This window comes from Undibacterium sp. TC9W (assembly GCF_049339865.1).
Taxonomy (GTDB): domain Bacteria; phylum Pseudomonadota; class Gammaproteobacteria; order Burkholderiales; family Burkholderiaceae_D; genus Undibacterium.
The window spans coordinates 38,497-55,989 of the sequence record NZ_JBMPPJ010000026.1 but is presented as its reverse complement, the minus strand read 5'-3'; the positions used below and the strand labels follow the sequence as shown (position 1 = coordinate 55,989).

At 54.3% G+C, this 17,493-nt stretch carries 21 protein-coding genes; 11 read left to right on the top strand and 10 right to left on the bottom strand.

Annotated features, from left to right (window positions below; genetic code table 11):
- Positions 1-182 precede the first annotated feature (182 nt).
- Together ACO0LN_RS25835 and ACO0LN_RS25830 are read right to left on the bottom strand one after the other, a co-directional pair.
- Positions 183-524 (bottom strand): hypothetical protein, encoded by a 342-nt coding sequence (locus ACO0LN_RS25835; protein WP_422978880.1) that lies wholly within the window; start codon positions 522-524, stop codon positions 183-185.
- A 125-nt stretch (positions 525-649) separates the two neighbouring features.
- Positions 650-2,041 carry an acyl-CoA thioester hydrolase/BAAT C-terminal domain-containing protein gene (locus ACO0LN_RS25830; RefSeq protein ID WP_422978878.1) on the bottom strand — a complete coding sequence of 464 codons (1,392 nt, stop codon included), beginning with the start codon at positions 2,039-2,041 and terminating at the stop codon, positions 650-652.
- Positions 2,042-2,212: 171 nt separating this feature from the next.
- Here ACO0LN_RS25830 and ACO0LN_RS25825 point away from each other — a divergent pair, with 171 nt between their 5' ends.
- The gene (locus tag ACO0LN_RS25825) at positions 2,213-2,926 is read left to right on the top strand and encodes an SOS response-associated peptidase (protein WP_422978876.1); all 714 of its coding nucleotides are present in this window, start codon (positions 2,213-2,215) and stop codon (positions 2,924-2,926) included.
- Positions 2,927-2,978: 52 nt separating this feature from the next.
- Positions 2,979-4,640: a tetratricopeptide repeat protein gene (locus tag ACO0LN_RS25820; protein WP_422978874.1), complete on the top strand. Its 1,662-nt coding sequence runs from the start codon at positions 2,979-2,981 to the stop codon at positions 4,638-4,640.
- Between the two features lie 123 nt (positions 4,641-4,763).
- On the opposite strand, the gene ACO0LN_RS25815 is transcribed toward ACO0LN_RS25820, so the two are convergent.
- The 5 genes from ACO0LN_RS25815 to ACO0LN_RS25795 all read right to left on the bottom strand — a co-directional run bounded on the left by ACO0LN_RS25815 (position 4,764) and on the right by ACO0LN_RS25795 (position 8,858).
- A complete protein-coding gene (locus ACO0LN_RS25815) occupies positions 4,764-5,222 on the bottom strand; it encodes a GNAT family N-acetyltransferase (RefSeq protein WP_422978872.1) in 459 nt (152 codons plus the stop codon).
- 4 nt (positions 5,223-5,226) lie between these two features.
- Positions 5,227-5,712, bottom strand: a complete 486-nt coding sequence (locus ACO0LN_RS25810; RefSeq protein WP_422978870.1) for an arsinothricin resistance N-acetyltransferase ArsN1 family B — start codon at positions 5,710-5,712, stop codon at positions 5,227-5,229.
- A 20-nt stretch (positions 5,713-5,732) separates the two neighbouring features.
- Positions 5,733-6,962: an MFS transporter gene (locus ACO0LN_RS25805; RefSeq protein WP_422978868.1), complete on the bottom strand. Its 1,230-nt coding sequence runs from the start codon at positions 6,960-6,962 to the stop codon at positions 5,733-5,735.
- Between the two features lie 19 nt (positions 6,963-6,981).
- Positions 6,982-8,445, bottom strand: coding sequence for an FAD-dependent oxidoreductase (locus ACO0LN_RS25800; RefSeq protein WP_422978866.1), 1,464 nt, complete (start codon positions 8,443-8,445; stop codon positions 6,982-6,984).
- Positions 8,446-8,543: 98 nt separating this feature from the next.
- Positions 8,544-8,858, bottom strand: a complete 315-nt coding sequence (locus tag ACO0LN_RS25795) for an ArsR/SmtB family transcription factor (protein WP_422978864.1) — start codon at positions 8,856-8,858, stop codon at positions 8,544-8,546.
- Between the two features lie 145 nt (positions 8,859-9,003).
- On the opposite strand from ACO0LN_RS25795, the gene ACO0LN_RS25790 reads away from it, so the two are divergent.
- The 3 genes from ACO0LN_RS25790 to ACO0LN_RS25780 all read left to right on the top strand — a co-directional run bounded on the left by ACO0LN_RS25790 (position 9,004) and on the right by ACO0LN_RS25780 (position 10,540).
- Positions 9,004-9,330, top strand: coding sequence for an ArsR/SmtB family transcription factor (locus tag ACO0LN_RS25790; RefSeq protein ID WP_422978934.1), 327 nt, complete (start codon positions 9,004-9,006; stop codon positions 9,328-9,330).
- A gap of 62 nt (positions 9,331-9,392) precedes the next feature.
- Positions 9,393-9,872: an arsenate reductase ArsC gene (locus ACO0LN_RS25785; RefSeq protein WP_422978861.1), complete on the top strand. Its 480-nt coding sequence runs from the start codon at positions 9,393-9,395 to the stop codon at positions 9,870-9,872.
- Entirely contained in the window at positions 9,869-10,540 is a 672-nt protein-coding gene (locus ACO0LN_RS25780) for an aquaporin (RefSeq protein WP_422978859.1), read from the top strand. The genes ACO0LN_RS25785 and ACO0LN_RS25780 overlap by 4 nt, the downstream gene beginning before the upstream one ends.
- Positions 10,541-10,576: 36 nt before the next feature.
- Here ACO0LN_RS25780 and ACO0LN_RS25775 read toward each other — a convergent pair whose 3' ends face one another.
- Positions 10,577-11,479, bottom strand: a complete 903-nt coding sequence (locus ACO0LN_RS25775) for a LysR substrate-binding domain-containing protein (RefSeq protein WP_422978857.1) — start codon at positions 11,477-11,479, stop codon at positions 10,577-10,579.
- Between the two features lie 313 nt (positions 11,480-11,792).
- Here ACO0LN_RS25775 and ACO0LN_RS25770 point away from each other — a divergent pair, with 313 nt between their 5' ends.
- Complete coding sequence (locus ACO0LN_RS25770) at positions 11,793-13,028, top strand: MFS transporter (RefSeq protein WP_422978855.1); 1,236 nt, start codon at positions 11,793-11,795, stop codon at positions 13,026-13,028.
- Positions 13,029-13,117: 89 nt separating this feature from the next.
- On the opposite strand, the gene ACO0LN_RS25765 is transcribed toward ACO0LN_RS25770, so the two are convergent.
- Positions 13,118-13,819 carry an L-2-amino-thiazoline-4-carboxylic acid hydrolase gene (locus tag ACO0LN_RS25765; RefSeq protein ID WP_422978853.1) on the bottom strand — a complete coding sequence of 234 codons (702 nt, stop codon included), beginning with the start codon at positions 13,817-13,819 and terminating at the stop codon, positions 13,118-13,120.
- 246 nt (positions 13,820-14,065) lie between these two features.
- Here ACO0LN_RS25765 and ACO0LN_RS25760 point away from each other — a divergent pair, with 246 nt between their 5' ends.
- Positions 14,066-14,707 (top strand): NAD(P)H-binding protein, encoded by a 642-nt coding sequence (locus ACO0LN_RS25760; RefSeq protein ID WP_422978851.1) that lies wholly within the window; start codon positions 14,066-14,068, stop codon positions 14,705-14,707.
- Here the strand turns inward: ACO0LN_RS25760 and ACO0LN_RS25755 are convergent.
- The gene (locus tag ACO0LN_RS25755) at positions 14,697-15,140 is read right to left on the bottom strand and encodes an ester cyclase (protein ID WP_422978849.1); all 444 of its coding nucleotides are present in this window, start codon (positions 15,138-15,140) and stop codon (positions 14,697-14,699) included. The two genes, ACO0LN_RS25760 and ACO0LN_RS25755, sit on opposite strands and share 11 nt — an antisense overlap.
- Before the next feature lie 83 nt (positions 15,141-15,223).
- Between ACO0LN_RS25755 and soxR the strand changes: the two genes are divergently transcribed.
- From soxR to ACO0LN_RS25735, 4 genes are all read left to right on the top strand, one after another.
- Positions 15,224-15,691, top strand: coding sequence for a redox-sensitive transcriptional activator SoxR (gene soxR / locus ACO0LN_RS25750; RefSeq protein ID WP_422978847.1), 468 nt, complete (start codon positions 15,224-15,226; stop codon positions 15,689-15,691).
- Between the two features lie 47 nt (positions 15,692-15,738).
- The gene (locus ACO0LN_RS25745) at positions 15,739-16,578 is read left to right on the top strand and encodes a hypothetical protein (protein WP_422978845.1); all 840 of its coding nucleotides are present in this window, start codon (positions 15,739-15,741) and stop codon (positions 16,576-16,578) included.
- Positions 16,579-16,647: 69 nt separating this feature from the next.
- Positions 16,648-16,881 carry a hypothetical protein gene (locus ACO0LN_RS25740; RefSeq protein WP_422978843.1) on the top strand — a complete coding sequence of 78 codons (234 nt, stop codon included), beginning with the start codon at positions 16,648-16,650 and terminating at the stop codon, positions 16,879-16,881.
- Between the two features lie 64 nt (positions 16,882-16,945).
- Complete coding sequence (locus ACO0LN_RS25735; RefSeq protein WP_422978841.1) at positions 16,946-17,479, top strand: DUF6882 domain-containing protein; 534 nt, start codon at positions 16,946-16,948, stop codon at positions 17,477-17,479.
- Positions 17,480-17,493: the final 14 nt, after the last annotated feature.

Here is a 17,493-nt window from a genome sequence, read left to right as displayed (position 1 = left end):
TTCTTTCAGAAAAAAAACGAGATTCAGACTTGTTTTGGTAAAGCGGAGAGCAGGTTGTGTTACAACGCACTGGTTGTGGCTGTAAAACCGCATGGTGGCAAGGTAAAAATCGGTGGGTTACGACATACCTTACGCGTGCTGCGCGGATACTCATGGTGATCCACGCTTACGTAGATTAAAAATTATTCGTCATCATCGACTTCTTCTTCATCTTCATCCTCGTCGGCATCAACACCATCAAATTCAACGATGCAGGGGCGGCCATTTGCTTCTTCAACGGCATTCTGTAATTGCTGGCTGATCTCAGGCAACCATCTGTACGCACTACTAATAATGACCGGCATTTCCGGATCAGTTTGAGAAGAAAGGGTATAGTTTTCACCTTCTTCAGATACTCTGATGGGTGACATATAGCTGTTGATATCCTGATTCGAGAATACAGCATGAATGGCCTGCTTGATTGATTCTATACGGTCAGGTTGGTAATTGCTCACCTTTAGTGAGAGGTGCAAGTTGACAGACATCAGTTTCCTTTTTTATGGTTTAAGTCATCATCGCCATGCTCCCACATAAGCAGATGATTTTCAATGCGATCAATGTGGCAGCGAGATTGCGTTACGTTACAACGTAATCTACAAGCTGCCTGCCACTACTTCCCACTAACCAAAGCCTTCTTCAAAAACCCCATGGTCGCAGGCCAGGCGACAGTCTGTGCATGGCCATCTTCTTTGGCATTGCCACCCATGGCGAATGGGGTGTAGTAATCATTCGGGCTGTAGCCATCACCGCCGACCAAGTGCCCGGCCTTGGGGAAGGAGAGCAATTCTGTTTCCAGCCCGGCTGCCTTGCGGCTGTTGACGATGTTGTTGGCCATGTCCAGCGATGGCCACATCTGGTCATCACCGCCTGCGATCAGCAAGAGTTTGCCTTTGAAATTTTCTACCGCGATGCGGGCAGCTTTGGCGCGCTCGGGGTAGGCTTTGCGGCCTTCGATGTAGATGTGGGCCAGCACCGGTTGGGTGGTGGCAAAGGCTTTGTCGAGACCGGCATTGGGCGTGTAGGGCAGGGTCTTGCCCTGGTAGCTGAAGCTGCCGTAACGGCCAGCTTCGAGCATTCTGTCCATGGCAAAGCCTTCCCATACCAGGTCGCTCGGGCCGATGGCGACCACGGCTTTCACCCAGGGCAGCAGGCTGGCAGACAGCAAGGCCATTTCTGCGCCTTTAGAGCCGCCCATCAAGGCGACATGCGTGCTGTCTATGTCATTGCGTGCTGCCAGGGTTTTGTACAGGGCATCCAGGCCATCGATGGGGATGTCGATAAAGTCTTTGGGCAAGCCGGGCACTTCTTGCCCGCGCGGGGTATTTGGTGAATAGTAAGGGTAGCTCACAGCGGCAAAGCCGCGCGCCGCCAGCTTGAGTCCAAAGCGCCGCCCGGCAGAGTCACCACCCTCAGAGCCGCCGAGGATGATGGCGACAGGTTGCTTGCCATTGGCATTGACGCTGGTGGCAGGCAGGTAAATCTTGGCACCCGTGTGCCCGGCAATGGCCTCGGTCTTGACTGGCGTGATCGTGCTGCGCAGGGCGAATGTCATTTGCGCGAGTTGCTGCTGGCCCGCCAATGCGGTCAGCCGGGTTTCTGCGGCTTGCCATGCTGTATCGACCTTGTTGCTGGTTTGCATGGACCAGAACAGGCCCGCCGCATCCACGCCAGTGTAGCTGCCAGCCTTGGACTCGGTCGTGGCCAGGGCGATATTGCCCTGCGCATCGGCCTGCATTTCTGCACTGGACATGAAGATCGGGGCATTTGGCGCAAAACGGCGCTCGGCAAAGAGCTGCACGGTTTGCCCGGGCTGCAAGCCCTTGAGTGTGATGCCCATAGGTTCACCCGCCAAGGCCGGGTTGCTGGCTGTCATGCTGAATTGTGCCTGGGCATGCGCGCTGATATAAGGCAAGGCAAGCAGAGTTGAAAGCAAGGCCAGCTTGAACAGGTTGCCACTTACTGATCTTGCCGATGCAGGCGCAGCTTTGATGGTTGCGGGCATATCCTGGTCTCCCGATTTTGTTATTTGAATAACATGAAAGCAGGACTATAACCAGACAAGGGCTGCCTGCGCAAGTTTTAAGCAACGGTAATCGGCCGGCATTTTTACTATGGCAGATGTGAGAAAATGAGAGCAACGACGAAATCCAACGAGTGTAACTAGCTATTATCCATGTGCATCAACTACACCCCCACGCGCCCAGAGCTGATGGAGTATTTCAAAGTCCACGGCAGGAGCATGCACGACTGGAATGTTGAAGTCTGGCAAGACTACGATGCGCCCATCATCAGGCATGATGAGCAGGGCAGGCGGCAAGCCCTGTTAGGTGCTTACAGCATGATACCCAAGTCAAAGATGCAGCCCGGCGTCAAACGATTTTCAACCATGAATGCCAGGGCAGAGACGCTGGGATCGCTGCGCAGCTATGCGCCATCCTGGCACAGCGGCAAACTCTGCCTGGTGCCCATGCAGCACTTCTTTGAACCCAATTATGAAAGCGGCGCAGCCGAACGCTGGCGCATAGGCCTCATCGAAGAACCTGACTTTGCTGTGGCGGGCCTGTACAAGGAATGGCCGCAGGAAGACGGCAGCGTCAGTTATTCCTTCACCCAGATCACCATCAACGCCGACGAGCACCCGCTGATGAGCCGCTTCCACAAACCCGGCGAAGAAAAACGCTCGCTCGTCATCGTGCCGCCAGAAGATTTTGACGACTGGCTATCCTGCCGCGACCCGGAATTCGCCCGCGCCTTTTTGCGGCCTTACCCGGCTGATCGCATGTTTGCTGACTTTGCCCCTAAACCTGTAGTGGAGAAGGTAGCGAAAGTCATCAAGCCGAAAAAGCCGCAGATTATTGTGCCAACTAATCTGGATTTGTTTGATTGAGACCAAGCTAGCGTTTGCTTGCATGCACATACAAAATCACTGTAAAAAAAAAATGTCCAAGTTAGATTTTTTACTCGAAGAATTAGATACTTTCCACAGAAGATCGGCAGCAATCGCTTATGAGAATGACTGTCTTGTGCATTTCAATGACATCATGCAATTGCCCAGTGGTGAACAGGTTAGGGTGACCGATATGCTCAATGACGGCGATGCGGTTTGCAAACTGGCGCAAAGATACGCTGATGGAAAGGACGTAGAAAAAAACATTGGCTATGCATTACAGCTTTGGCAGCATGCGGCAGAATTTGGGAATAGCAATGCACAGTATGCCTTGGGTATTCAATATAACCAGGGCGAGCATTTTGAGAAAAATCTTGTGCTTGCATTCACTTTCTTTGAGCTTGCGGCAAAGCAAAAGCATCCGGCAGCTTTATACAGTGCTGGACTTTGCCTGGAAAACGGTACTGGTGTTCTTGAGGATATGGTAAAGGCCGTGGCGTTTTTTCAGGAATCGGCTGATTTGGAGTACGCTCAGGCCGTTTTCAAAATTGCTGAGCTATTTGAGACTGGAAAAATCATTGAGAGCAATCCGAAAAAGGCGTTTTCGCTTTATAAGATTGCTGCCGATGTTCATCATATAGCTCAGGCGAAATTCAAAGTTGCTTACATGTATGAACATGGAATCGGTGTCGCGCAGCAGTTTAAAGAGGCTGTTGTTTACTATGATAGGTGTTATCTTCCAGAATCATATTTTCGGCTCGGCCTCATGCATAAAAAGGGATTGGGCACGATGGAAAACCTTCAAACAGCCAGAGGTAATTTTGAGTGTGCCGTTCAGGTAGGGCATGTGGAAGCCATGCATGAGCTAGAGCTGCTTTCCACCCCGGCAGAGTATGAGATCGAATCGGAGCACGCAGACGTCTTTTGGTGTATGTTTCACGATATAGATCGCTACGACGGCGAGTCAATTTGGGAAGATGTAATACTCAAAAAATGGGAAAAATTTAAAGATGCCGGTCAATATTACTCTGAACTGAAAAATAGGAAATGTGTATATAAACCATGGCCTCCCACCACATGGTTCGAGCTGGATGCATTTTTTCATGCTGCACGTGCGAACGAATCTCTCATATCCTTGCTACATCCTGCGAATCCACGCTTTCAACGAACTAATTTCACTCTAGATAGATACATCTCGCTGTTTGAGCATGTTGGTTTTGATATTCATTGGCCTGCACAATTTCATCCATTTCATTGCGAAGTGATTGAAGTAGAGCAGACAGAAGGCAATGATGTCGAAATTGTTGAGACTCTTTGGCCAGAAATCATGCTGGGCAATATGATGTTCTCTCGTGCTGGAGTCCGCGTCCGTGCGCCGAGACATTTACTGACCAAGGGAATTGCAGATAGACACTGCCTGTATTGGTGCTATGCTCGCGATTTGAGAACCTCAAGCTGTCATGAGTCTGATAGTGACAGCATAGCGTTTCGACGCGATTTTGATCTTGGCGATCGTTATGCCTATAACGTTGATGGTGGTTCAAAATTTGAAATAACGGATCTGACAAATCCATTTGAAGCGGACTTTGTAGATTCAGATATGAGCGTAGAAGAGCGGATAAGTTTGTTGCGGTATCGTTGTGCTGTTAATGTGGAATACCCCAATTTTGAATCTTTCTGGCCATATGAAGATTACTTCGAAGAGCTAAAATAAGTACATTCATACTAATTGGGCATTTCTTTGTAATTTTAGATGATGGTAACTATTAATATGAATTTGTTTAATTGAGACCAGCATATGAACTTCAGGGACCTCCAGAATGAATATGACAGCTTGCTAGCCCTCTTGCTTTACTGACCTGTATATCATCTCCGTCGGATAAGAAACAAAGCCCAAGTCCCGGTACAGTGGCTGGCCTTCTTCTGAGGCGCTCAGATTGAAGGTGTTCAGGCCTTGCTCTTTGCCCAGTTGCAGCACGCCTTTTACTAGTGCCCGGGCAATGCCCAGCCTGCGCCAGTCTGGTGCGGTATAGACATTGACTATCCTGCCGCGACGGGCTTGTGTATCGCCGCGTATTGGTCCCCAATCCAGTATGGAGAGGCCTGCACCCGCGACCACTGTGTCTGCGGCCTGGGCTAGCAAGCCCAGGTAATTGCCCGTAGCCAGTGTACCTGTCAGCCAGTTTGCATAGGCATCCAGGTCTTCTCGCCGTTCATCTTCGCGGTGGAAGCGGTGGCGGGTGATGATGGCGACATCTGATGGTGTCGCCGGGCGTATGGTCCAGTCTGTATTCATGTGCTCAATCCAGCCCCAGCTCCCAATATCCCACATCCACCCATTGTTCAAACTTGCGACCCACGTCCTTGAAGTGGGCAACTTTCTCGAAGCCCAGGCTTTCATGCAGGGCGACGCTGGCGGCGTTGGGTTGGGCGATGCCGCCTATGATGACGTGGATGCCGCGCTGGCGCAGGTCGGCTATCAGGGTTTGATACAGGCGCTTGCCTATGCCCTGGCCTGCATGGCTGGCGGCGACATACACCGTGCTTTCTACTGAAAACCGGTAGGCGCTGCGTGCCCGCCATGGGGTGGCATAGGCATAGCCGATGACTACGCCATCCTGTTCTTCTACATACCAGGGCAGGCTGGCGCTGACATCCTTGATGCGCTGGGCCATCTCCTGTTCTGTGACCGGGTTTTCTTCAAAGCTGATGGTGGTCGTGGCGATGTAGTGGTTGTAGATGTTGATGATGGCGGCGGCGTCGGCGGCGGTGGCTGTTCGTATCATGGTGCTGGACTTGAGTGGGTTTAGCTGGCTTCCAGGCTCACTGCTTGCTGCCTGATGGCGGCCAGGTAAAATGCCAGTGAGGCGAGGGTAAACAGCAAGAGTATCAGCAGAAACGGGTAAGGTGTTGTGGAATCTTGCGCCACGACAGCCATCGCAAGTGGGCCTGCAGCTTTGGATAGCATCGAGGGGCCAGCCAGCGCGCCGGAAATCGCACCATAATTATCCCGCCCGAACAGGGCTTGCGGTATCGTCCCGCGCACTATCGTCAGGATGCCGTTGCTGAGACCGTACAGCAGGCAGAACAGGGCGACTGCCCATGCTTGCGTACCAAATGACATCAGCACCAGCAAGGCCACCGGCAGGGCGGTGAACACCCATTTGCCGACGGTCTGTGGCAAGGCATGTCTGGCAAACGTCATTTCACCGAGGCGGCCAGCGACTTGCATGGGGCCGATGAAGGCGGCCATCATGACCACCCAGGCGCTGGCATGACCAAACTGGGCCAGCAAGGGGATGAGGTGGACCGAGAGCGTAGAAAACACAAAGCTGTTCGCACAAAAGGCCAGCGCCAGTTTCCAGAATGCCGGATGGCGCAAGGCTTCGGCCAGGGTATGGCCAGGTCTTGCCGGTGAGGTTTGGCCGTGTGCGCTGGCTGGTGCGTTGCTGGCTCGTGTATCGCTGGCTTTGGCGGTACCCAGCATCAGGTGCAGCGGCAGGCACAGGCACAATTGCAGCATGCCATACAGCAGGTAGGTGTCACGCCAGCCCAGCAGGCTGTTGAGTTTCAAGGTCAGGGGCCAGAATACGGTGCTGGCAAAGCCACCGAACAGTGTCAGGGTAGAGATGGCCTGGCGGCTGTTCGCAAGTAGCATGCGGTTGATGGTCGCAAAGGCGGCTTCATACAGGCTCAGCGCCATTCCCAGTCCCAACAGTGTCCAGGCCATGAAATACACAGCCTTGGCCTGTGCCATGCTCAGCAAGACCATGCCTGCAGCGCACAGCAAAGAGCCACTGGCCATCACCAGCCGCCCGCCATGACGGTCGAGCAGCATGCCCACCGGTGCGGATGCCAGCCCGGCCACCAGCAGGCTCCAGGAGAATGCACCAAACACGGTGCCAGATGACCAGCCCATTTCTTGCTGGATGGACGGTGCTAGGATGGCGATGGCATAGTACAGCGACCCCCAGGAGGCGATTTGGGTAAAACCCAGGATGGCGATGGTTTTTCCGGTCAGTAGCTGCTGGTTCATCGATAGGTACCCGGAAATCTCAAGAGCAGCATTTTGGCTTGCTTGCCTCTGGTTTGCTTAGCGTTGGCATTGCTGGCGTCTCGCTTTGTGTACTGCATCCACAACCCGCATTTCCTTTGGCTTTTTCAGTGGCATCGAGTGCGCAACAGGCGTTTGCACCTGCCGGTGCAGCGCCGCCACAGCATGCGGCTGGCTCTTCTTTCTCTGGCAATTCATAGACTGGCTGTGTGCTGCAGATACCGGTTTGCGGCAGGCTTAACTGTACCTCGTCGGCGGCAGCCAGGTCGCCCGTCAATGCGGCAACTACAGAGCGCACCTGTTCATACCCTGTCGCCATCAGGAAGTTGGGGGCGCGGCCATAGCTCTTGGCTCCCACTGCATAATAGCCCGGCTCAGGGTGGGCCAGCTCGCGGTGGCCATGCGGGCGCACCGTGCCGCAGCTATGTTCATTGGGGTCGATCAGCGGCGCGAGTGCTTCCGTGCTTTCCAGCCAGGGGTCATGGCGCAGGCGCAATTCACGGCTGAGGCTAAGGTCGGGCCTGGCCCCGGTGGCGGCGATGATTTCATCTATGCCGGAGAGCACAGGTGTTTCACCCTGATGCATGTCACCTGTCACGGTGATGCCATCTTCGCCAGACTGCAATTGCCGTATCCTGAAATTGCGGTACAGGCTGAGCTGGCCAGTATCCTTCAAGGCCTTGAGGCGGGCACCAAGCTGCCCCCGTGCTGGCAGGCCATCGGCACTGCCGCCGCCAAATACCTTGGCAACATGATTGCCCCGGATTGCCCACAGCAGGGTGGTGCCCGGCACTTGTTCTGCCAGTTGTGCCAGCGCCAGCAGGTTGCCTGCGGCTGAATGCCCGGTGCCCACGACCAGCACCCGTTTGCCAGCAAAACGCTGGCGCTGTGTGCCAAGTATGTCGGGCATGCCGTAGCTGATGTGGGCTGCATATTGCTCTTCACCGATGGCGGGTATGCCATTCGCTCCCAGCGGGTTGGGTTGCGACCAGGTGCCGCTGGCATCGATAATGGCGCTGGCGAGGTAATCCCGTTCGCCCTCTGGTGTTGCTACCCGCAAGACAAAGGCGGCGTCTTCCCGCCCTTTGGTCTTGACCTTGTCGTAAGATTGCCTGCTGACGGCAATGACACGGTGTTGCAGGTGCAGACTTGCTGCGATGGCGGGTAGCTGGGCAAGTGGCTGCAGGTAGTGGTCTATCATCTCCCCGGCAGTTGGCAAGCCTTCAGGATCAGGCTGCTGCCAGCCTGAGGCTGTCAGCAAGCTGACTGCAGCCTTGTCCAGATTGTAGCGCCATGGTGAAAACAGGCGCACCTGGCGATAACTGGCGAGGTTGGCGGCAATGCTTGCTGCGCTTTCCAGTATCAGTGGCTGCTGTCCGCGCAAGAGCAGGTGCGCGGCTGCCGCCAGCCCGACGGGCCCGGCACCAATGATGGCAATGGGTAATGCGCTGGTCTGTGGTTTCATCATGATCTCCAATCATTTCCAATGAGGACTATATCAGTGTGTTTCTACATCAATTCGTTATTCGTCAAAATACGAATATAAAGGCAAAAAAAACCAGCTCAAAGACCCGCTACCAGCTTCTTGAACTGCGCCAGACGTACTTCATTGACACAATAGCAAACACGTTGCTCGTCAGCCGAGCCCAGTATCAGGCCCGCTTCTTTGAGTATGCTCACATGCTGCGATATCGTCGATGCTGCCAGTGGCAGGATGTCGGTCAGGCTGCCAAAAAAACATTCGCCATAATTGGACAAGTGCTTGAGCAGCTTGACCCGAGCAGGATGCCCCAGCGCCTTGCATAGCGCGGCAATCTCTTCTGGCTGGAAATCCATCTCCAGTACGGTAGGTTCATTCGTGCAGCAAGTGGTGGACATACGGCTTATTCGTTAATTGACGAATAAAGAATAACACAAAAATCCCCGCATGCAAGTTCTTTTAAAAATCGGCTTTACAGTAATTCTATATTTCCATTATTATAGAAATGTAGAATTTATTCCTAATCGCAAGGACATGGATATGATGGAAACCAAAGCAGCCTTAATGGCACTGGCCGCGCTGGCGCAAGAGTCACGCCTGGCGGTGTTCCGCCTGCTGGTGCAGGCTGGTCCGCAAGGCAGGGCCGCCACCAAAATAGGTGAAGAGCTGGGCATACCTGCCTCTTCCTTGTCGTTTCATCTCAAAGAGTTGTCGCATGCCGGGCTGGTGCAGTCACGCCAGGCGGGGCGCTTTGTCATTTACTCGGCGAATATCACGACGATGAACCAGATGCTGGGCTTTTTGACTGAAAACTGCTGCGGCGGCAATCCATGCACGCCGGTACAGGTGCAGCAATGTGCCGCTGAATAAGCGATAGCAGTGCAGGTGATTTCTGCTTTTTCTTCATTTCTGTTTTCAATTTTTGGTGACTTATGAACGTCTTGTTTCTGTGTACGGGCAATTCCTGCCGTTCCATCCTGGCTGAGGCCACTTTCAATCATCTGGCCCCTGCAGGCTGGCATGCCATGAGTGCGGGTAGCAAGCCAACGGGGGAAGTACACCCGCGTTCGCTGGCATTGCTGGCGCGGGAAGGCATTTCGACCACGGGCTATGCCAGCAAATCATGGGACAATCTGCCAGCCACACCGGACATCGTCATCACCGTCTGCGCCAGTGCTGCGGGTGAAACCTGCCCGGCCTATCTGGGGCCAGTCCTGCGTACCCACTGGGGGGTGGCAGACCCTGCCCATGTCAGCGGGACAGATGAAGAAATCGACGCTGCCTTCATGACGGCCTACCGCATCCTGCGTGCCCGCATCGAGGCCATGCTTGCGCTGCCTCTGGAAACCCTGGCGCAGGACAGGCAAAAGTTCAAGGCCGCGCTGGACCAGATAGGCGAGATCACCCCATGAGCATGGCAAGACGTCTGGTGGCTGAAGGTTTGGGCACCGCCTTGTTGCTGGCTGTCGTGGTGGGATCGGGCATCATGGCAGAGCGGCTGGCGGGCGGCAATGTTGCGATTGCGCTGCTGGCCAATGCCATTGCCACGGGCGCGGGTTTGATCGCATTGATATTGATGTTTGGCCCCGTCTCGGGTGCGCACTTCAACCCTGTCGTGACATTGTCTGAGGCTTATCAGAAAAACCTGCCATCCAGGCATGTGCTGCCGTATATCCTGCTGCAAGTGCTGGGTGCCTTTGCCGGAGTAGCGGCGGCGCATGGCATGTTTGACCTGCCGCTGTTCTTTGCATCTGAACATGCGCGTACCGGCATGGCACAGTGGTGGAGTGAGTTTGTCGCCAGCTTTGGCCTGATCGCGGTCATCATCAGCACCAGCCGCAGCCGCCCGGCGGCGACACCATTTGCGGTGGCGGCCTATATCACGGCGGCATACTGGTTCACTTCTTCAACCTCATTTGCCAACCCCGCAGTGACGCTGGCTCGCGCGGCCAGTAATAGCTTTGCTGGCATACGCCCTGTCGATGCGCCGGGTTTTATCATTGCGCAATTGCTGGGTGCGGCGGTGGCGACGCTGGTGTTTTGCTGGATGCATCCGACTCGCGCGGTTGCTGAGCAATAGGCTGGCGCTACGATTTTCAACGCGACAGTTTGCTACTCACACCAAGCCGCCAGCCAGCTTCACAAAAGCTTCGACCAATGGCGATACCTCGCCTTTGCGCTGCGCTAGCAGTAGCGAGGTGGTTGCCCCCGCATCAGCAATAGGCCGGTAGCAGATGCCATCAAAATGGATAGTGTAAAACGAACCCGGCAAGATGGAGATGCCGCAGCCAGCCGCCACCAGGCCGATGATGGTGGAGGCGTCATTCGCTTCTTGCGCGATTCTCGGGGCAAAGCCTGCGGTATGGCAGAGCCGCAAAATGTGCGGGTAAATGCCGGTGCCTGCGCTGGGTGGGTACATGATGAAGGCTTCTTGTGCCAGGTCTTTCATCGGTACTTTTTTCTTTTTCGCCAGCACATGGGTGCTTGGCAGCACGGCCACCAGCGGGTCTTCGCGCAGCTTGCGAAAGCGTAACGGTGACGATACTCCGCGCGCCAGTTCGCCGCCTTCTGGCGGACGTATGAAACCCACGTCAAGATGATGCTGGCTGAGTGCTTCGAGTTGCTTGTTGGTCGCCATCTCGCGCAATGTCAGTGTCACATCCGGGTATTGTTCGCGGTAGCTATTGATGACGGCGGCAAACAGGGGCGTGAACGGTGTCGAGAAAGTAAAACCTATGCGCAGCTCACCCGTCTCGCCACGCTGCGCACGGCGGGCGTTTTCGCTGGCCTGCTCAGCCAGCGCCAGGATATGCCGCGCATCCTGCAAGAACAGCTTGCCTGCTTCCGTCAGACGCACCCAGCGCTTGCTGCGCTCAAACAACTGCGCACCAATGTCGGCTTCCAGCATTTGTATCGCATGGCTTAAAGGTGGCTGGCCTATGTGCAGACGCTCTGCCGCACGGGTGAAGTGCAGTTCTTCGGCGACGGCGATGAAGTATTTGAGGTGGCGGAGTTCCATGGGGGTGTGGGGAAAGAGATTTCTTGTAGGGAGGCGTAGGGTTTGCAAATTCGTGTACGTTTTAGGGCGTAGGTTGGGCTACGGGTTATCAGCCCAACACTGGGCCTCAACACACGTACACGCTATTCAAGCGCCGAGTGTTGGGCTGGTGAAGCGTAGCCCAACCTACGCACCTGGCCCAACCTACGAGGAGCTATCACGATTCGTCATGCAATCATCTAAAAAATGTATTACTAACGCCTTAAATATATATTGGACGCTATAAAAGCGCAAATATAAGATGGCTACTCCCTGATCGTCCAGCCACACCATCATGACCATCGCCAGCATTACCCCGCCGCAGCAAATAAATCAGCCAGCCCGCATTGTCGCAGGCACGCCAGCATTCCGGCATATCACCCGCGCCATGATCTTTGGTGGTTTTTCTACCTTTTCACTGTTGTATAGCATGCAACCGCTGATGCCTTCGCTGGCCTTGCAATTTGCGCTGAGTCCGGCGCAAAGCAGCTGGGTCTTGTCGATATCTACTTTATCGCTGGCCTTCTCTTTGCTCATCAGTAGTGCCATCAGTGAACGTATAGGCCGCAAGCCCATGATGGTGGCGGCGCTGGCACTGGCAGCGATTGCCACGGTATTGTGCGCGCTGACGCAAGACTTCAGCCAGTTGTTGCTCTTGCGCGGCTTGCTGGGCTTTGCCCTCGGTGGCATGCCCGCAGTGGCAGTGGCCTATATGGGCGAAGAGATCGAGGCCGCAGCCATGGGCACGGCGGTGGGCCTGTATATCGCAGGCAGTGCCATGGGTGGCATGATAGGGCGCTTGCTGTCTGCCCTGTTGAGTGATCATTTTGGCTGGCGCACGGCGATGGCAGTGATAGGCGTGGCCGGTATCTATGCCGCGTGGGAATTCTGGCGCAGCCTGCCGCTGGCACGCAACTTCAAACCGGCGGCAAGGGTCTGGGGCAGCCTGCACCAGGGCTTGCGCCTGCACCTGTCAGATGGTGGCCTGTGCATGTTGTTTTGCCTGGCCTTCATGCTGACAGGCTGTTTTGTCAGTGTGTATAACTACATAGGTTACCGTCTGCAAGGCACACCGTTTGGCTTTAGCCAGAGTACCGCAGGCACGATTGCATTGCTGTATGTGCTGGGCATGGGCAGCTCGGTCTGGGTAGGGCGGCTGGTAGATCGCATAGGCCGCCGTGGTGTGCTGTGGATAGTCTTGCTGGTGATGATGGCGGGTTTGCTGCTGAGCTTGTCTAATTCTCTGTACATCATGGTCCCTGGCGTGGCCCTGTTCACCTTTGGTTTCTTTGCCTCACATTCAGTCGCCAGCAGCTGGGTCGCGCGCCGTGCGCAGGCTTACAAGGCAGTCGCCTCTGCGATCTACCTGTGTTTTTATTACCTCGGTTCCAGCCTGATCGGCTCTTTCACAGGCGTGGTCTGGGCCAGCCACGGCTGGGCGGGCGTGGTCATGCTCCTGGGTGGCATACTCAGTGTGGGGTTGGCGATTACGCTGCGGCTGAGGACTTTGATACCTGTGGTGGCTGTCTGAGGTAGGGTGCGTCTTGACGCACCACATCTCTTTCTAAAGTTGCCGGGTTGGTGCGTCAAGACGCACCCTACCAGTGAGCTGTAACTGTCTCAGTCAGCCGACAGTTTTGAGAAGCGAAAATCACAGTGACTAGCCCCACCCGCCAGGGTTTGCGTTCTTTCCAGCTGTATGCCCCGTGCTGCATAGGCGACGAAATCGAGCCCGCAAATGTTTGGTAAAACTTCTTTATCGCCATGGCTGGCGGCGAATTTGCAAAAGCCACAGGCCTTGTAGTTGATGCCAAATTCAAACTTGTCGCCCGGGCCTGGCTCGACAAACTCATACACAAAATCCTGTGGGAATTCTTGCTGATGGCTTGCTGTTGCGCGTTGTGCCGCCTGCTCGCGCAGCAAAGTCTGGTTTTCTGCCGACATGAACTGATCGCCTGACGCGAGGCGTTCTGCTTCTGGCAAGCTCAGTAATTGTGCCTGATAGGTTTCGCGCTCGATGTCGCCAATAACAGACAGCGCCACGCCATGTCGCCGCAACACCCGGCTGATGGCCATAAAACCCAGCAGGCGCATGAAGAAATCGCTCATGCGGCTTGCTGCGCCACCGACATACGGCATCTGGGTGAGCACGATGTCGAACTCGCTCATCACCTCTTGCCTGACCGCATCGATGTCCGACAGTTGCGCTTGTTCACGCAACATTGTTCCGGCAAGATCAAGGCGCTGGCGCATTGCCGACTCCATTGCGGCGCGGTGCGATTCGTAATAGGGATGGGCGGTGGGATGGATATTTGCAGCCATTGGACACCTTTCTCTGATGATTGGGGCATTGCCGGACGTTGTAAGGTTATTGATGCCGATACCAGGCAGCTATCAAGGGAAGCAGTATGCGAGGTAGCATGCTTATGCAAATCCGGCAGTTTTAAGTTCTGATATGCCTCGCGCAAGCTAAGTTCGGCTATGATCAGGATAGCAGCATCCACGAAGCGCTGACAAAAGCTGGACATGAAATTAATTCACTGAGCATTTCATCAAGGAGTATCAGACATGGCAAAGCGAACCGTCATCATCGCCGGGGCCACCGGCATGGTGGGTAAAGAAATTCTTGCTGGCCTTCTGGCTGATGATACCGTGGCTGAAGTACACAGCCTTGGCCGCAGGCCACCGACGGTGCAGCATCCCAAGCTGCGGGCACATATCGTCAATTTCGCCAGTCTGCCAGTTTTACCGCAGGCCGACGAAGTGTATCTGGCGCTGGGTACGACCATCAAGGTCGCCGGCAGCCAGCAGGCTTTTCGTGCCATAGACTACGATGCCAATCTGGCTGTCGCCAGGGCGGCGCAGGCTGCGGGCTTCAAGAAGCTCGGGCTGGTCAGTGCGATGGGGGCTGACGCGAATTCCAGCGTCTTCTATAACCGCGTCAAAGGTGAGCTCGAAAACGCGCTGGAAAAAATGGCGTTTGAAGGCATGGTCTTTGCCCGACCTTCGCTACTGGTTGGCGACAGGGCAGTGCTGGGGCAGCCAGAGCGGCGCGGAGAAAAGCTGGGCCTGGCGATCAGCAAGGCAATCGGTTTTCTGGTCCCTGCCAATTACCGGCCCATTGCGGCAACTGCGGTTGCCAAAGCTTTGCTGAGCCAGATGCCACAGGCGCAAGGTAAAACTATCTTGCTTTCTGGCGCTATGCATTAAGTTCCAATTGCTGTATCAAACCCAGCCTGTCTATCTGCACCCAGGCCTGGGCGATCTTGCCATCCCTGATCCTGTAAATCACATTGCCCTGCTGCCTTACTGCCTTGCCTGTAGCGGGGAATCCTGCAAAAGGCCCACTGTGAGTGGCGCTGAAGCTCCACCTGACTGCCACCCGGTCTGCTGCGCCAAAGATATCATCAACGACAAAGCACACATCAGGAAAAGCCTTGCGCAAGCCCGCGATATTGGCGGCAAATTCCACTTGACCATGCTCACCACGGTTGCTGACAAAATCAGTGGCGATCATCTGTGGCACACGATCAAGATTGCCGGTATTGAAGCAGTCTTCATACAGGCGGCGCACGAGTTGAAGATTGTGTTCGGTGTGATATTGTCCGTTGTGGTTCTGTTCAACTTGATTTTCTGGCGGCATCTTTATTTCTCCAAATGTTAGCTTGAAACCAGGCGAAGACTAGTGTAAAACCTCAACTTAGCTTGAGGTCAAGGAGAATTTGCATGGCAAAAATCAATCCGCAAGATATAGGCAAACCGCTGGCTGTCGGTGAGGTGGCGGCACGCAGTGGTGTCGCTGTGTCAGCCATTCACTTCTATGAAGCCAGGGGGCTCATACACAGCCAGCGCAATACAGGCAACCAGCGTCGTTACGCACGCGATGTGTTGCGCCGCATCGCCGTCATCAAGGTCGCGCAGCGCCTGGGCATTTCGCTCGCATCCATACAAGCCGCCCTGGCAGAATTACCTGAAGGCCGCACACCCACCGTGGCCGACTGGGCCAGGTTGTCAAAACGCTGGAAGGCAGAGCTCGATGAACGCATCCATCAGCTCATGGAATTGCGTGAACAACTGGGCGATTGCATAGGCTGCGGCTGCCTGTCTATCAAGGCCTGCAAGTTGCGTAACCCGCTGGATACCTTGTCAGAAGAGGGGGCGGGGGCGAGGTTGCTGGGGATGGAATCGTCATGAAGATGGTGACATAAATAAAGAGAAAATAAAGAGAATGAAATACATCAATGACAAAAAATGAAGATCAAAAAAATGATGCTGTGCTAAGCGGCAAGATCACCCCCGCTGACATCAAAAACCTGCGTGCCAAAGGGGCGATACATGAACTCCAGCTCTCCAAAATGCCCACGCTGACCGACAAACTGGCGCAGGCTTTGCCAACATTGGAATCAGTAGAAAAGCTCTGGTTGTGGTGCGATGTCACACGCAAGGCCATGCGCCATGTCATCAACACCCCGGGTTTGCGTGTGCTGGACATACTCAATATCAAGGGGCCGGACAGGATGGACAGCTTTGCCACAGCCCCTGATCTGGAGATTGTGCGGGCGAATCTTGGCATGTCTGAGAACGATGTAGCAAGCATCCTGCAGGCTCCGGCACTCAAAGAGCTGGGCATGCAAGGTGCAGATCTGTCGCCACGCCTGATTGCTGCGATGCTGGCCCACCCGCATCTGCTTGCGCTGGATATGGAAAGAACAGCATTTAATGATGCCATGGCCGCGAGTCTGAGTGCCAGCAAGCAGATTCACACGCTGGACCTCGGCAATACAAAAATCACAGGCAAGGGGCTCGTGCACCTGTGTCGCATGACACAGCTCAGGTCGCTGGATTTATGGGCAACGAAAATCGAGCTTGATGATCTTGATCTACTCGCACAACTGCCACACCTGGAGTACCTGTCAATGGGCAATTTTGATGATGCGCCAGGTTTTGACGCAGCTGAACTGATACCCAAACTGGAGGCGCTGGTCTCATTGAAGAATATCTGGCTTGATGGTATTCAATTCAATGAGCAGCAGGCTGCATATTTGCGCAAGCACATAGCACGGGTGAATATCACAGCGTAATGTTGAATGCCATTTGTTTTTGATGGTTTCCGTGATACATTGAAGTATTAAAATAACATCAGGATAGTCATGCATAATCTTGGCGTTTGCACGCTGTTATCTGGAATGGCCATCGCTTTTCTTGCCCAGCTTTATCTTAGCTTGATGCTGTTCAAGTTTAATGCAGGCAAGGCTTTTGTGGCCTTGTTTATTCCGGGTTATGTTTTTTTACTGGCGAAGCGGCATGGCCTGTTTAGCCATTTTCTCAAATTTTATATTCTGGGCCTGGGCTTATTGGTTATTGGCGGCGTGATACTGAGTTAATTTCTGTTGACTGTGAGGGCGAAAGATGGGGCGTGGCTGCAAAACATCTGCAAATGCATGGAGCATGCCCGCCCTCTCTCTGATATCGCTGATCAGTATTGTGTTAATGCTGTTGACTGGCAACGCCCAGGCCCGCCAGCAAGGCTGGGAGCAAGTTCTGAGCGCCAGTGCAGACTATTCAGTAGCCACCCAAAAAGCGCTTGATGACGATTATCAAATTTCCAGCTATGAACATTGGGACCTTGATCAGGTAACAGGTGAACTGACATTCTCAGATGGGGGTGTGCAGAAGCTCAGTGCCAGAATCGAGTTTGTCGGCTCTTATTCTGATCGCAGCAAAACCTGGCTATGGAGCTGGGGTAATTCGACGATTACCCCGGCCTTGTACAAACGCATGGATGTGCTCAGGAGCCTGGGTGCAAAACACCAGTTCAGCAAGCTGATGCAACGCAGCTGGGTTGCGCAATTGTCAGATGGATGGGAAATGGCGACCGTGGCCAATTACCTGCTCAAGACCAAGGGTATTTACCGCGTGCCGTTTGAGACGGGCTTTGTGTTTTTGCTTATTACTGATATCAGGAAAGTGCAGCCGGAATAAATACTGTCTGCATG